Source organism: Acidiphilium multivorum AIU301 (genome assembly GCF_000202835.1).
GTDB classification, from domain to species: Bacteria; Pseudomonadota; Alphaproteobacteria; order Acetobacterales; family Acetobacteraceae; genus Acidiphilium; species Acidiphilium multivorum.
Window position 1 is genome coordinate 3,454,816 of sequence record NC_015186.1, and the last position, 13,450, is coordinate 3,468,265.

A 13,450-nucleotide genomic window follows, 5' to 3' on the forward strand; every position below is an offset into this window, starting at 1 on the left:
AGATCGCGACGCAGGCCTACCCCGGTCTGCTGCGGTGCGTCAACTCGATAAATTAATAAATGAAATGATCGAACGGACTGTGCTTTCGGAAAATTGCGTAGAATCAGTGAATCTTGATCTGATCGTATGCGTGTTGCGCTGATCTGCCAGTTTCTGATGGCGGAACCAGGTCGCTTGGCGTTTCGTATAGGCTGCGGTGGCGGCGATGGCGCCGGACGCCGCCTCGTCGAGGCTGATCGCGCCGGCGAGATGCGCCAGCAATTCCGGCACACCGTGGGCGCGCAGGCCGGGCAGCGCGGGATCGGGGGCGCGGGCGGCGACGGCGGCCACTTCCGCCAGCGCGCCGGCGGCGAGCATCGCTTCGAAGCGCGCCGCGATCGCCTCGCGCAGCGCGGGGCGCGGCGGGTCGAGCAGCAGCAGCATGACGCGATATCCGGCGAGCCCGGCGCGCGGCGCGGCATGCCAGGCGGCGAGGCCGCGCCCAGTGCCGAGCAGCACCTCGGCGGCGCGGGCGAGGCGCTGGGGATCGCTCGGCCGCAGCTTCGTTGCGGTTGCCGGGTCGCGCGCCGCAAGCCAGGCGTGCAGCGCGGCCGGTCCATCCGCCGCGAGCATCCGCCGCGCTTCCGCCCGTGCGTCCGGCCCCGGATCGGGGATCGGCGCGATGCCGTTGACCAGCGACGAGAGATACATGCCGGTGCCGCCGCACAGGATCGGCAGCTCGGCCGCTGCCAGCTCGGCCAGCGCCCGGCCGCGCCACCAGGCGGCATCGACCGCCTCTTCCAGCCGGCGCACGCCGTAGAGGCGGTGCGGCGCCGCCGCCTCGTCCGCGGGCGTGGGGCGGGCGGTGATGATCCGCCAGTCGGCATAGCATTGCATCGCGTCGGCATTGATGATCGTGCCGCCGAAGCGTTGCGCGGCGGCGAGGGCGAGGGCCGACTTGCCGGAGGCGGTGGGCCCTGCGACGATCAGCAGCGGCCTTGCCGGCGGGGCGGAACATGCTCTAGGCGACTGGGTCATGAAATTCGTTCTGGTGCTGGTCGCGGCGCGCGACAAGGTGACGTTGACCGACACGATGGTGGCCCGCGTGCGCGAGCTGGCCGCCGGCGGCCCGCCGGTGTGGCTTTCGCCAGGCGAGGCCGCCGAAATTCCCTGCATGAATCCGCCAGACTTCGCCCTGGTGCGCGCGGCGATCGACAATGCGCCGGTGGACGTGATGTGCGTCAGGGATCGCGGGCGGCGCAAGGCCGTGCTGGTCGCGGACATGGACAGCACGATCGTGACCTCGGAAACGCTCGACGAGCTGGCCGCCGAGGCGGGGGTGGGCGAGCGCGTCGCCGCGATCACCGCGCGCTCGATGGCGGGGGAGCTGGATTTCGCCGATGCGCTGCGCGAGCGCGTCGCCCTGCTGGAGGGGCTCGATGTCGCGGCGCTCGAGCGCACCTGGCGGCGCACCGCGATCATGCCGGGGGCGCGAGAGCTGGTGGCCACCATGCGCGCGCATGGCGCGGTGACGGCGCTGGTCTCGGGCGGGTTCACCTGGTTTACCAGCCGGGTGGCGGCGGAGGTCGGGTTCGACACGCATCGCGCCAACGAGTTGCTCGATGACGGAACCCGGCTGATCGGCCGCGTCGCCGAGCCGGTGCTGGACCGCGACGCCAAGCGGACGGCGCTGCACGAGCTGGCGGCGACGCGCGGGGTGAAGCTGTCGGCGACGCTGGCGGTGGGCGACGGGGCGAACGATCTCGCGATGATCGCCGATGCCGGGCTGGGAGTGGCGTATCACGCGAAGCCGATCCTCGCCGAGGCGGCGCCGGTGCGCATCGAGCATGGCGACCTGCGCGCGCTGCTCTTCGCCCAGGGCTATCCGGCCGCGTCGTTCAGGGAGTGAGGCCGAGACGCGGGCGCTCGATCAGCGGGCAGCGGTTCATGACCACGACGAGCCCGGCGGCGCGGGCGAGGGCGGCGGCGCCCTCGTTCACTACGCCGAGTTGCATCCAGATCGTCTTCGCCCCCAGCCGGATCGCGTCGCGCACCGCCGGCAGCACCCGTTCTGAGGCGCGGAACAGCTCGACCATGTCGAGCGGCGTCGCATCGTCGAGCGAGGCGGCGACCTCCCGCCCGTGCAGCCTGGTGCCGGCAAGGCCGGGATTGACCGGGGTGACGTCGTAGCCGAGGCGGAGCAGCGCGCCGAGCACCTCGTTCGAGGGGCGGGCCGGGTTGGCCGAGGCGCCGACCAGCGCGATCCGCCGCGTGGTGGTCAGTATGCGCGCGATCGTCGTGTCGTCGAGCCCGTCGATGTTCATGAGCCGCCTCTGGCCTGCCGGTGGAGCCTCCTGTAAGCGCATGGGCCATGCGCACCGCAAGACCCTATCTGATCTTTCTGCTCGGCCTGCTGAGCGTTGCCGCATGGTATCTGCCGAACCGGCCGCGTGCCGGCGGCGTCGTCATGCCGGATGCGCGGTTCAACTCGGTGTCCTACGCGCCGTTCCGCAACGGCCAGTCGCCGCTGACGAAAACCTTCTCCTCGGCCGCCGAGGTGGAGCAGGACCTGCGCCTGATCGCGCGGCACGCGCGCGGCATCCGCACCTATTCCTCGATCGAGGGCGATTTCGACATCGGCGCGCTGGCGAAGCGGGCGGGGCTGAAGGTCTGGGCCGGGATCTGGCTCGGGCCGAACCCGAAGGACAATGCGCGGGAGATGGCGGCCGGGATCGCCGCGGCGAACGCGCATCCGCACACGATCACCCGCGTCGTCGTCGGCAACGAGGTGCTGCTCAGGCGCGACCTCTCGGTGGGCGAACTGATCCGCGATATCGACCATGTGCGCGCCCGGGTGAAGCAGCCGGTCGCCTATGCCGATGTCGCGAGCTTCTGGTTCGAATTCCCGCAGGTGGCGAAGCATGTCGACGTCGTGATGATCCATCTGCTGCCCTACTGGCAGAACCACCCGGTGGGGGTGAACGCCGCGATCGCGCGGATCGGCCGGACCATCCGCAAGGCCGAGCGCGTCTTTCCGGGCAAGACGATCTCGGTGGGGGAGACCGGCTGGCCGAGCCGGGGGCGCTGGCGGGCGGATGCCGCGCCCTCGCGGGTCAACGAGGCGATCTTTCTGCGCCGCTTCGTCAGCCTCGCCGATCGCGAGCATGTCGACTACAACCTGATCGAGGCGTTCGACCAGCACTGGAAATACCACGACGAGGGGATCGCCGGCGCCAACTGGGGCATCTGGTCCGCAGGACGCCGGCCGAAATTCCCCCTTGAAGGTCCGGTGGTGGAGATGCCGCATTGGCCGCTTTATGCCGGTGCCGCGATCGCGCTGTCGGTGATCCTCGCGCTTATCGGCGGGATGGCGGGTGTCTCCGGCTTGGCGCTCGCTTTCGGCCTTGGCAATGCGCTCGTCTACGCCTGGGCGATCACCCATCACGTGCTGTACGACGAGTCCCTGATGATCTGCGCCGCGATCAATCTGCCGGCACAGGGTCTGCTCGCCCTTGCCGCTCTGCGCGTTGCCTCACGCGGCAAGGGGCGGCGGCCGCTGGATGGAGCAGCAACGGTGTTGCTCCTGCGCGCGAGCCTGTTCGGCAAGGCTAGCCCCCGCGACTGGGGCAAAGGCCTCTTCGACCATCTCTGGTTCCTGTTCGTGGTGACCGCGGTCATCGTCCAGGCGGGGCTCGTGTTCGATCCGCGTTATCGTGACGCGCCGTTCCCTGTCTTTGCCGTGCCGATCGCAATCGCCGTCTGGCGACTGGCGGTGGCCGACCGGCCGGCCATGCGCAGTTGGCGCGACTGGCTGCCCAGCGTCCTGCTGGTCGCCGGCGCCGTGGCAAGCGCCGTGATTTCCGGCCCGCTCAACCTCGAATTCATGCTGTGGAATGCGCTGGTGCTGGTGCTGGCGGCGCCTGCCGTTCTGGCGCTTGTCAAAAGGCAACGGGCCGGCTGATCAGGCCCGTTCCGTCAGCGCATCGCCAGGCTTTCGTTGCTCGGTGGAATGATGAAGCAGGACTGATGAGCGCGTCTCATCGCGCTGCAGACCAGATTCGCATCGTTATGGTCGAGGCCGGCAATCTGAGCGCGCCAGATCCGGTGCCGGTGCACCACGGCGCTGCCAACCCTGGCGATGCCGACCTTGCGCTCGCCGCGTATGGTCAGGGCCTGCCTCTTGGCGAGGATGTAGCTGTCATAGGCGCCAACCTGGGCGGTCCATCCCGGGATCATGTCGCGCGTGACATGGCCGACCGAACGCGCAACGATCATGTGAACAGGAGCGGTTCTGCTTCGGCTCGCCACGAGCACGGGCGCCGCGGCCGGCTGGCGCACCGGGGGCGGAGGCATTGCGGCGCGAGGCTGTGGTGACGTGGCAGTTGCGATGACGGTCGTCGGCGCACCGCTTTCGGCTGCGAAGCCGGCATCAAGCAACTGGGTCATGCGATTGTAAGCAACGATCCAGGACGGGGCGTGCATCTCCACGCCGATCAGCATGTGACCGTTGCGCACCGCGGCGGTGACGAGGTTGAACCGCGCGAGGTCCGTATAGCCCGTCTTCATGCCGATGGCGCCGTTGTAGCGCTTGAGCATGCCATCGATATTGGGGATCGTGCGGCCTTCGAAGCGGAAGCTCGGCACGGAGAAAAGATAGCGATATTGCGGATAGTCCAGCAGCAGGTGACGGGCGAGAATCGCCATGTCGTAGGCGTCTGTCACCTGGTTCGGATTGGGTAGGCCGGATGGGTTGCGGAACTCGCTCCGCTCCATGCCGAGAGCGTGGGCGCGCGCTGTCATCTCGGCGGCAACGCGCCGGATGCTGCCGCCGCCGAGGTACTGTCCGAGCGCCGTTGCCGCGTCATTGGCGGAGAGGGTCGTCATGCCCAGCATTGCCTGCATGACCGTTACGGTCTGCCCCGCCACAAGATTCAGCTTCACAGGCTGCACTGACGCCGCCGCTGGACTCACCGGGAGCGGGGTATTGGCGTTCAGGCGGCCGTGGCTGAGTGCGTGGAAAGCGAGATCCAGCGTCATCAACTTGGTCAGGCTGGCCGGGAAGCGCTCGTTATACGCGTTGTGCTCGGAGAGGATGCGGCCGGTTGCCGCGTCCATCACGATCCAGTCAATCCCGGGCGCAAGCGGCCCCGAGGCGGCCGGAGAGGCAATGCCCCCAAGGCGTTCATGTATGCGCACGACATGTCGATACCGTTGATGCAGATTAGCCTGCGCAGCCTGAGGTGCGGCCAGCGCCGCGCCCATCAAGCCGCCTGCCGCGAGTACCGAGCCGCGCCGCAGGATGTTCACAATCCAGCCTTGCAATTCGGCCAAACGCATACGGTCCCCCAAACATGAACGAAGCCTCATAAGACGGATAGGATGAAATGTCGGCGCTGTCCAGTTCAAAAATAGAAATTAACAAAAAAGCCAAAGGGTTAATAGGATATCCTCCTGCGCTCCGTGTTTGTGGGAGCGGTCGGCGCCGTGAGGCTTAACCGCAGTGTCATTGTGCGTTGCACAAAAAGCATTGACTTACCCTCGCGGCAGGCTTAAATCGGCCATGTTGCACTGCACTATAAAACGTGGGTGCAAGGAATTTGGCGGTCGTTTTTCTCCCTTGCGACGAAAGCAACGACGGCCAAGACTGGTGCGCGGGCGCATCGGCATCGTTGCAACGGACACACGAGGAGTAACTAGGATGAGCACAAAGATCAAAGCGACCGAGACGGTGCAGCAGGCGGCCGAAGCCACTGTTGAGGCCACCAAGGCCCAGGTTGCCGCCGGGTTCGAAAAGACCCTGACGTCGATGAAGGAAGGCATGGAAAACGCCGCGAAGGGTTTCGAGGCCCAGCAGGCGAAGGTCAAGGAGCAGATGGCGAAGGCGATGAAGACGACAGAAGAGATGATGGCGTTCAGCCAGGGCAATTTCGAGGCGATGGTAAAGGCCGGCCAGATCTTCACTGCGGGTCTGCAGGGCATTTCAAAGCAGATTGCCAGCACCACCCAGGCCTCTGTCGAGGAGACCGTGGCAATGACGAAGGCGCTCGGCGGCGTGAAGTCGGTGAAGGAAGCCGTCGATCTCCAGACCGGTTATGCCCGTGCGATGATGGAAAAGGCGGTCGCCGAGACCGGCCGGATCACCGATGCGTCGCTCAAGCTCACCGAGCAGACCATCGCGCCGCTCACTGCGCGTGTCACTCTCGCCGTCGAGAAGTTCGGCGCGGCGCTCTGAAGCGGAAGGGCGGTTTCACCGCCTGACGGATGAATGATAAGCGGACGGGCCGGATTCCGGTCCGTCCGTCGCCATTTGCAGATTTGCACGCGGGTCGGGTGCAAGTCGACGGTTCTGCATGACAGCGACCGCAATCGCATTTATGGGGCCATCGGCATGGACGATTTTGACGACCAGGACGGCATGGATCCGGTTTTCGCCACGCAGGCGCGCGCTCGTGCGAAGAGACCACCGCTTTACCGCGTGATGATGTTCAACGATGACTACACGCCGATGGAATTCGTGGTCGCAACGCTGGTCGGGCTGTTTGGCAAGACGACCGATGAGGCGGGACGGATAGCGTTGCGGATCCATCGCCGCGGTGTCGGCGTTTGCGGCATTTTCACCTACGAGATCGCGGAAACCAAGATGATCCAGGTTCTGGAACTCGCCCGCGAGAACCAACACCCGCTGCAATGCATGATCGAGCCGGCCTGACAGGGACGCCGCCTGTCGCTGTACGATTGGTGACCGCGCGGCTTCGTCTCGCGCCGCTCGCCATCGCCGATGCTGCGGAACTCGCGGCCGTTACCGACCATCCGATCATTACCGGACGCATCGATTTTCTCTCCTCGCCCTTCGGCCCCGCGCAAGCGCGGGCGTTGATCGAATCCGACCCGGGATTTCATGGCATCCGCCTTGCCGCCGACGGGCAGCTGATCGGCCTGCTCGGCGCGCACCGCGGGCCGACGGATGGCGGCGGTTCCGCGATCGAGATCGGCTACTGGATTGGTCCTGCGTTCCAGCGCTGTGGCTATGCGCGCGAGGCTTTGACGGCGATGCTGCGGGCATTGCACGGAGAGATCGTCTTCGCCGAATGCCATCCGGCCAACATCCCGTCCTGGTCGTTGTTGCGTGCAGTGGGCTTCGAGCCCACCGGCCGCGCCGGAAAGCGCGAGGGCAGGGAGAGACTCTCCTACGTGCCGCCGGCATGAATACATGCTGGCCCTCGGCCGCAAAAGCCGGTATAAGACAATCACGGCGCTTTTCGGTTCTGGTTGCTGCGTGCGTTACGGCGTTACCGCCTTCGACACCTCCCCAAGTTGAAGAGTTTGCTGGCCCTCATTTCGTGGGCTGCCGTTTGTTTGGAGAGTCGCGATGTCGACAGGTACTGTTAAGTGGTTCAACGCAACCAAGGGCTATGGCTTCATCCAGCCGGATGACGGGTCGAAGGACGTGTTCGTGCATATTTCTGCCGTCGAGCGTGCCGGCCTGGGCCGCATCGATGAGGGCCAGCGCCTTGAATTCGAGGTCCGCAAGGGCCGCGAGGGCAAGATGTCCGCCGAGAACCTGAAGGCGGCTTGAACCCAGCCTGTCTCGGAAAAGGCGCCGTGAAAGCGGCGCCTTTTTTCATGTCTGCTGCTCAGCGCAGCGTCACGGTTCCGTAAGCCAGCGTCTTGAACGTATGGTCTTTCGGGTGACCGAGAACCTCGATCTTCCCCTCGCCGTACAGCGTGATGTTGGCGCTTTCGCGCGCGAACACCCTCATGTTGCCCTGCCCCCGCACCAAGACCGTCACGTTGGCCGCCCGCAGCCGGCTGGCATCGATCGACGCGACTCCGCGTGAAATCATCCGGAATTTGCCCACTTCGCCCGAGAGGGTGGCCGCAGTGGCGCCGTCATTGATGAAGTCGAACGTTTGGCCGGACAGGTTCCGCACGTCCGCCCGCACGAGTCCTTTCGTCGTAAGCGCGGCGAGCGAGGGGGCGGTGATGATGACATCCACGGTCTCGTTCTGCGGCAAGTCGAGCGCGCTGGGGCGATCGATGTCCAGCACGCCCCGTTTCACAGACACGCTCAGATTTTCCACGAGATAGGGATCGCCGGTGAGCTTCACCGAGCGTGTTTCCCCTCGGGTGAAGTTGAGACGAAAACGGCCGTGCAGGACGATCGCATCGAACCGGCCGACATGCTCGCTCACCGTCCGCGTCGGCATCGCAGCGTTCCCGCTCGCCGCAATCAGCGGCGCTGCCACGAAAACGCCAGCCAGGAATCCGCGCAGCTTCATCCGCCGATCCTCCCAGAGCAAGCCTATCGGCTTTTCGCGCCGTCGGGCAAGCATGGCGTGGGCGCCCGGCGGATCATCCGCCCCGGCGGATGATCCCGGTGCCGAATTTCGCGCGCAACCGCTCGACGGCATCCTCGCGGGCGGCGCGGCGCGGCGTTTCCTGATCGACCAGATCTCCGCGGTCGGCCTCGGCGGCATCGGTGAGCCGCGCGGCGCCGATCCCGATCAGCCGGTAGCGCGGGCCGGCGGCGCGCATCAGGACCGGTTTCGCCGCCTCGAAGATCGTTTCGGCCAGCTGTGTGGGAGCGGTCAGCCGCACCGCATGGGTATGCGTCTCGAAACGGGCGGTCTTGAGCTTGAGCACGAGCCCGGCGGCGGCGAAGCCCTCGGCGCGCAGCCGCCGGGCGAGTTTCTCGCAGAGCGGAAACAGGGCGCGGGCGAGGGATGCCGCATCGTCGATATCCTCGGCGAAGGTCGTCTCCGCACTGATCGACTTCGTCGCCCGCGCGGGGTCGATCGGGCGGGGATCGATGCCGCGGGCGCGCGCGGCCAGCATCGGCCCGTCCTCCCCGAGCCGGGCGCGGGCGGCGCGATCGTTGAGGGCGGCGAGCTGGCCGACCCGCGTGATCCCCATGCCGGCGAGTTTGCGCGCCAGTGCCGGGCCGACGCCGGGGAGAATGCCGACCGGCTCCGGCGCCAGCACCGCCGCTGCCTCCGCTCCCAGCACGGCGAAGCCGCGCGGCTTGTCCCGCTCGGCGGCGAGTTTCCCCAGCAGCCGGTTGGCGGCAAGGCCGATCGACACCGTCACCCCCACCTCCGCCTCGACCTGCCGGGCGAAGCGGCTCAGCACGACCGCGGGCGGCGCCCTGTGCAGCGCCGCGGTGCCGGAGAGGTCGAGCGCCGCCTCGTCGATCGAGAGCGGCTGCACCAGCGGCGTCAGCGTCGCCATCAGGGCGCGGATCTCGGCCGCCGCCGCCGCGTATTTCCGCATCTCCGGAGCGATCACCACCGCGTCCGGGCAGAGTTTTCTGGCCTTGAACATCGGCATCGCCGAGCGCACGCCCGAGAGGCGGGCGATGTAGCAGCAGGCCGCCACCACGCCGCGCGTCCCGCCGCCGACGATGACCGGCTTGTCGGTCAACTCCGGCCGGTCACGCTTCTCCACGCTCGCATAGAAGGCGTCGCAGTCGACATGGGCGATGGCGAGGGTCGCGATCTCGTCATGCGCGACGAGGCGCCGCCCCTCGCATTGCGGGCAGGCGCCGGCGGCCTCGAAGATGGTATCGCAGTCGCGGCACAGGGTCGGCATGGCGAGCGCAGGAAACGCCTTATCGGCGCCGGGCGGAAGCGAAAAATCGCGTCAGATCGAGCGGACCAGATGCACCAGCCCCGACCATTGCTGGGCAACCCATCCGCCGCTCGCCATCGCCTCGGGTGCTTCGGGGTCGCCGGTCGGTGCGAAATCCTTCGAGAAATCGGCGGTGCCGAACAGCATGTCCCAGAACGGAAACACCGCCCCGTAATTGATCGAGCGTTCGCCGGCGGCGAGAATGCCGTGATGCGCGCGGTGAAACCGCGGCGAGACCAGCAGCCGCTCGCCGATCCGGCCGAAGGAGAGGCGGATATTGGCGTGGCTGAAGCTCTCGACAAAGCGCAGGATCAGCACCAGCAGCGGGAATTGCAGCGGCGGAATCCCGATCAGCAGCCCGACCGCCATGAACCAGAGAAAGCCGATCATCTCGTCGAGCACATGGTTGCGGTCGTCGGACCAGAAGGTCATCTGCCGCTGTGCGTGATGCACCGCATGCAGCGCATACCAGACACGGAAACGGTGCGAGAGCCGGTGCCGCCAGTAATCGGCGAAGTCGAGGATCAGCGCGTAGAGCGCGAAGGTGATCACCGGATGGCCGAACAGCGGCGGGAAGATCGTCTCCAGCATCGGCGGCACATAGCCATGATCGGCGAGAAACCCGTCGAGCCGCACCTGTGCCGCGTAGAACAGCACGAAGGTCATCACCGGCAGCACGCCGACGCGGGCGAGAAAGGTGTAGAACACATCGACCAGCACCACCCGCCGGCTGTCCCACCGCTCGATCGGCATTGCCCGCTCCAGCGGCACGCAGACCGCATAGGCCAGCAGCATCTGCGTCACGCCATAGATCGCGACCAGCGTCCAGCCGAAGGAGAGTTCGCTCCACTGCATCAGCCCGAACCGGTAGAGCAGCGGCAGCACCGCCACCTGCTCCACCCAGCCGGCCAGATCGTTGAACGGATGGGCCGGCAGCATGCTCAGGCCAGGCGCATCGCCGTGCGGGCGGCGGTGTCGGTCAGCAGGGTCGAGAGATAGATCCCGTGCGGCGAGCGGCCGACCGTGATGTGGTCCACAGCACCGCTCGCCGGGTCGAGCACGGCGACGCGGGAGGCGAAGCGCAGCGCGATCCACAGCCGTCCGTCCGGTGCGAAGCATAGATCGTCCGGCCCGCCCGGCATCGGAATCCGCCGCTTGAAGCCGAGGCTCTTCGCGTCCAGCACGGTGAGCGAGCCGGCGACGCGGTTGGTGACGTAGAGTTCGCTGCGGTCCGGCGTGAGGAAGATGTTGTGCGCGCCCTTGTCGGTCAGCACGGTGCGCAGCAGCTTGCCGTTCGCCGGATCGACCACGGCGAGATGATCGCTCCCCATGATCGCGACCAGCACGATGCCGTCATGCCACATCACCCCGGCCGGCGTCTTGCCGACCGGCGCCGTCCAGCGGACGCGCATGGTGGCGAGATCGATCGCGACCAGCGTGCCGGAATCCTGCATCGAGACGAAGACGGTGCGCGAATCCGGCGTGTAGCTCAGATGGCTCGGCATCGATCCGGCGCGGAAGCGGTGGGCGAGGGTCAGCGTGTCGGCATGGTAGATGTCGACATGGTTGAGCCGCAGGCAGTTCACGGTGAGGAATTTGCCGTCCGGGCTGAACCAGAGCTGGTAGGGATCGGGGATCAGCTTGTGGCCGCGTTCGCGCCCGGTTACGGGGTCGAAGAAGAACAGCGCATTGCCCGAAGCATCGGCGATCAGCAGCGTCTTGCGGTCCGGCGTCAGCGCCCAGTGGCCGGGTTCGCGCAGCGTCGGCTCGGTGTGGATCACCTTGCGCGTCGTCATGTCGATGACCGAGACGCGCGAGCCGCCCGAATCGAGCACGATGCAGATCGGCGGCGTCGGGCCGGCGGCGCGGGCGAGGGAAGGCGCCAGGCCGAGAAACGCCGGCGCGGCCAGCAGCGCGCGGCGGGAAAGCGGAAGCATGGTCATGCCGGGGCCGATCCTTCGTCGGGATTGATGAACACCGCCCGCGCCCATGTGAAGAACGTCAGGCTGGTCGTTGCGATCAAAGTATTATCTGTCAGAGATTGCACTGCGAAGGCGAGAAACACAAGGCGGATCAGCCGTCGCTGCCCCACCGGCAGCGCAGCGCTGCCCCGAAACAGCCACAGGCCGAGCAGGCCGAACAGTAGCAGCGCACCGGGCACGCCGCCCTCGCAGGCGATGCGCAGATATTCGTCATGCGCCGCGTTGGTGCCGAGGAAGCGGCCGATCGGCGAATGCAACGGCACGATCACCTTGCCCGCGCCCACCCCCCAGCCGAGCCAGGGCGAGCGCGCCAGCGCCGCCTCGAAATAGGGCCAGATCAGGTTGCGGTTGGACAGGCTGGCGGCATCGCCCAGATGGATGAGGTCGATCACGCGGACGAAATGCAGCGCCGGCCCGGCGAGAAGCACGGCGCCGAACGCCGCGCCGCCCGTCGTCAGCAGGCCCAGCCGCGCTCGCATGCCGAAATCCGGCGCCTCGACCGAAAGCAGGGTGGCGAGCGTGGCGAAGGTGGCGAGCGCCAGCGGCGCGCGCGCGCCGCTGGCCAGCAGGATCAGGAAATTCGCGCCAATCCACGCCCATTCCCGCCGTCGGCCGCTGCCGGCGAAGGCAACCAGCCCGGCATAGATGGCGATCATCGCGAACCCGCCGAGAAAGGCGGGCGAGCTCGAGGCCTGCAGTCGGATCGCGCCGAGCTGAACGCCATAGAGCGCCCGCAGGCCGGCCGCGTGCAGCAGCAGGCCGAAGGCCACGGTCACCGCCGGGCCGATGATGGTGCAGCGGATGATCGCCGCGCGCATCCGCGCCTCCGCCCGCATGAAGCCGGCGGCGAACGGCGCCGCAGAGCCGACCAGCGAGCGCAGCGAGGCGAGCGGCGTCAGCCCCGGCCAAAGGCCGTGCACGAAGCCGCCGACAAACATGACGAGGAAGGCGAAGCCGGGATTGTAGCGGTCGAACCGGCTCCCGCGGCGCAGCGCGGCCAGCCCGATGATCGCCAGCCCCGTAACCTTGAGCAGGGCGATGATCGTCTCGTGATGGCCGATCATGTCCGATAGCCACATCTCGGGCGTGGTCGCGACCAGGATCAGCCAGGCGGCCATCGCCCCTTCCGGCCAGGCGAGCGCCGCGGCCCCGGCCAGGCCGAGCGCCAGAAGGCCCTGCAAGGGGCCGATTGCCTGCGGCACGAGGAGCAAAAGCGCCGATCCCGCCACAAGGGCGGCGGCCACGGCGAGCATCGCCCCTCCGCGCGCGATGCCGCCGGTCACGGCACGGCGATGATCGTGTAGTGCTCGTCCGGCCCGGCCTCGGCGGCAGAGGCGGCAAACCCGGCGGCGGCGAGGAGTGTCAGCGCCTCCGCAGGGTCCATCCGCCGCGCCATCGGCGCGCCGACCGCCCCGGGCCCCGCCGGGTCGTATTCGGCGATGAACAGCGCGCCGCCGGGCTTCATCGCGGTGCGGATCGCGCGCAACGCCGCATCCTTCTCCTGCATATGATGCAGCGCATCGGTCAGCATCACCCGGTCCGGCGCCGCGGGCAGCGCTGCCAGCGCCTCGGCCCGCCCCACGATCGTCTCCAGGGCAAGGCCGCGCCGCGCCGCCTCGGCGGCGGCATAGGCAAGGGATGCGGAATCCGGGTCCATCGCCAGCACGCGCGCGCCGAGAGCCGCGTATTCGAGGGCGAGCGCACCGGTGCCCGCGCCGATATCGAGCACGGTCATGCCGGCGGCAAGGCCAACCCGCGCCGCCCAGATTGCGGCGAGATGCCGCTTCTCCGCCTGCCGCGCGACGAGCCGTTCGAGCCGTGCCGCATCCGCCCCGGGTTGATTTTCCGCCTGCATCGGCCAA

15 protein-coding genes are annotated in these 13,450 nt (G+C 67.6%); 6 read left to right on the forward strand and 9 right to left on the reverse strand.

Annotated features, from left to right (window positions below):
- Window positions 1–39: 39 nt before the first annotated feature.
- Entirely contained in the window at window positions 40–1,017 is a 978-nt protein-coding gene (gene miaA, locus ACMV_RS15770; RefSeq protein ID WP_013641062.1) for a tRNA (adenosine(37)-N6)-dimethylallyltransferase MiaA, read from the reverse strand.
- Between miaA and serB the strand changes: the two genes are divergently transcribed.
- Window positions 1,016–1,888 (forward strand): phosphoserine phosphatase SerB, encoded by an 873-nt coding sequence (gene serB, locus ACMV_RS15775; RefSeq protein WP_007422067.1) that lies wholly within the window; start codon window positions 1,016–1,018, stop codon window positions 1,886–1,888. The two genes, miaA and serB, sit on opposite strands and share 2 nt — an antisense overlap.
- On the opposite strand, the gene ACMV_RS15780 is transcribed toward serB, so the two are convergent.
- A complete protein-coding gene (locus ACMV_RS15780) occupies window positions 1,878–2,303 on the reverse strand; it encodes a CoA-binding protein (RefSeq protein WP_013641063.1) in 426 nt (141 codons plus the stop codon). The two genes, serB and ACMV_RS15780, sit on opposite strands and share 11 nt — an antisense overlap.
- Window positions 2,304–2,350: 47 nt before the next feature.
- Here ACMV_RS15780 and ACMV_RS15785 point away from each other — a divergent pair, with 47 nt between their 5' ends.
- Complete coding sequence (locus ACMV_RS15785) at window positions 2,351–3,940, forward strand: glycoside hydrolase family 17 protein (RefSeq protein WP_013641064.1); 1,590 nt, start codon at window positions 2,351–2,353, stop codon at window positions 3,938–3,940.
- Window positions 3,941–3,954: 14 nt separating this feature from the next.
- Here ACMV_RS15785 and ACMV_RS15790 read toward each other — a convergent pair whose 3' ends face one another.
- Window positions 3,955–5,316, reverse strand: coding sequence for a D-alanyl-D-alanine carboxypeptidase family protein (locus ACMV_RS15790; RefSeq protein WP_013641065.1), 1,362 nt, complete (start codon window positions 5,314–5,316; stop codon window positions 3,955–3,957).
- Between the two features lie 310 nt (window positions 5,317–5,626).
- On the opposite strand from ACMV_RS15790, the gene ACMV_RS15795 reads away from it, so the two are divergent.
- The 4 genes from ACMV_RS15795 (at window position 5,627) to ACMV_RS15810 (ending at window position 7,555) form a co-directional block, all read left to right on the forward strand.
- Window positions 5,627–6,211, forward strand: a complete 585-nt coding sequence (locus ACMV_RS15795) for a phasin family protein (RefSeq protein WP_231844438.1) — start codon at window positions 5,627–5,629, stop codon at window positions 6,209–6,211.
- A 33-nt stretch (window positions 6,212–6,244) separates the two neighbouring features.
- Entirely contained in the window at window positions 6,245–6,688 is a 444-nt protein-coding gene (gene clpS / locus ACMV_RS15800) for an ATP-dependent Clp protease adapter ClpS (protein WP_373856285.1), read from the forward strand.
- Between the two features lie 29 nt (window positions 6,689–6,717).
- Window positions 6,718–7,185: a GNAT family N-acetyltransferase gene (locus tag ACMV_RS15805; protein ID WP_013641067.1), complete on the forward strand. Its 468-nt coding sequence runs from the start codon at window positions 6,718–6,720 to the stop codon at window positions 7,183–7,185.
- A gap of 163 nt (window positions 7,186–7,348) precedes the next feature.
- The gene (locus tag ACMV_RS15810; RefSeq protein ID WP_007422074.1) at window positions 7,349–7,555 is read left to right on the forward strand and encodes a cold-shock protein; all 207 of its coding nucleotides are present in this window, start codon (window positions 7,349–7,351) and stop codon (window positions 7,553–7,555) included.
- 58 nt (window positions 7,556–7,613) lie between these two features.
- On the opposite strand, the gene ACMV_RS15815 is transcribed toward ACMV_RS15810, so the two are convergent.
- The 6 genes from ACMV_RS15815 to ACMV_RS15840 all read right to left on the reverse strand — a co-directional run bounded on the left by ACMV_RS15815 (window position 7,614) and on the right by ACMV_RS15840 (window position 13,443).
- On the reverse strand, window positions 7,614–8,258 hold the full coding sequence (locus tag ACMV_RS15815) for a head GIN domain-containing protein (RefSeq protein WP_013641068.1): 645 nt from the start codon (window positions 8,256–8,258) through the stop codon (window positions 7,614–7,616).
- Between the two features lie 73 nt (window positions 8,259–8,331).
- Entirely contained in the window at window positions 8,332–9,567 is a 1,236-nt protein-coding gene (locus ACMV_RS15820) for a DNA polymerase IV (protein WP_013641069.1), read from the reverse strand.
- A 51-nt stretch (window positions 9,568–9,618) separates the two neighbouring features.
- Window positions 9,619–10,545: a sterol desaturase family protein gene (locus ACMV_RS15825; protein WP_007422077.1), complete on the reverse strand. Its 927-nt coding sequence runs from the start codon at window positions 10,543–10,545 to the stop codon at window positions 9,619–9,621.
- A 2-nt stretch (window positions 10,546–10,547) separates the two neighbouring features.
- Window positions 10,548–11,549: a YVTN family beta-propeller repeat protein gene (locus ACMV_RS15830; RefSeq protein WP_013641070.1), complete on the reverse strand. Its 1,002-nt coding sequence runs from the start codon at window positions 11,547–11,549 to the stop codon at window positions 10,548–10,550.
- Complete coding sequence (locus tag ACMV_RS15835; protein ID WP_013641071.1) at window positions 11,546–12,871, reverse strand: O-antigen ligase family protein; 1,326 nt, start codon at window positions 12,869–12,871, stop codon at window positions 11,546–11,548. The genes ACMV_RS15830 and ACMV_RS15835 overlap by 4 nt, the downstream gene beginning before the upstream one ends.
- Complete coding sequence (locus tag ACMV_RS15840; protein ID WP_013641072.1) at window positions 12,868–13,443, reverse strand: class I SAM-dependent methyltransferase; 576 nt, start codon at window positions 13,441–13,443, stop codon at window positions 12,868–12,870. Before ACMV_RS15840 ends, ACMV_RS15835 begins: the two co-directional genes overlap by 4 nt.
- Window positions 13,444–13,450: the final 7 nt, after the last annotated feature.

Coding starts and splice junctions, on each gene's coding strand:
- ACMV_RS15840 (WP_013641072.1), bottom strand. CDS start 13,443: ATGCAGGCGGAAAATCAACCCGGGGCGGATGCGGCACGGCTCGAACGG.
- ACMV_RS15785 (WP_013641064.1), top strand. CDS start 2,351: ATGCGCACCGCAAGACCCTATCTGATCTTTCTGCTCGGCCTGCTGAGC.
- ACMV_RS15815 (WP_013641068.1), bottom strand. CDS start 8,258: ATGAAGCTGCGCGGATTCCTGGCTGGCGTTTTCGTGGCAGCGCCGCTG.
- clpS (WP_373856285.1), top strand. CDS start 6,245: ATGATAAGCGGACGGGCCGGATTCCGGTCCGTCCGTCGCCATTTGCAG.
- ACMV_RS15825 (WP_007422077.1), bottom strand. CDS start 10,545: ATGCTGCCGGCCCATCCGTTCAACGATCTGGCCGGCTGGGTGGAGCAG.
- serB (WP_007422067.1), top strand. CDS start 1,016: ATGAAATTCGTTCTGGTGCTGGTCGCGGCGCGCGACAAGGTGACGTTG.
- ACMV_RS15820 (WP_013641069.1), bottom strand. CDS start 9,567: ATGCCGACCCTGTGCCGCGACTGCGATACCATCTTCGAGGCCGCCGGC.
- ACMV_RS15830 (WP_013641070.1), bottom strand. CDS start 11,549: ATGACCATGCTTCCGCTTTCCCGCCGCGCGCTGCTGGCCGCGCCGGCG.
- ACMV_RS15790 (WP_013641065.1), bottom strand. CDS start 5,316: ATGCGTTTGGCCGAATTGCAAGGCTGGATTGTGAACATCCTGCGGCGC.
- ACMV_RS15810 (WP_007422074.1), top strand. CDS start 7,349: ATGTCGACAGGTACTGTTAAGTGGTTCAACGCAACCAAGGGCTATGGC.
- ACMV_RS15780 (WP_013641063.1), bottom strand. CDS start 2,303: ATGAACATCGACGGGCTCGACGACACGACGATCGCGCGCATACTGACC.
- miaA (WP_013641062.1), bottom strand. CDS start 1,017: ATGACCCAGTCGCCTAGAGCATGTTCCGCCCCGCCGGCAAGGCCGCTG.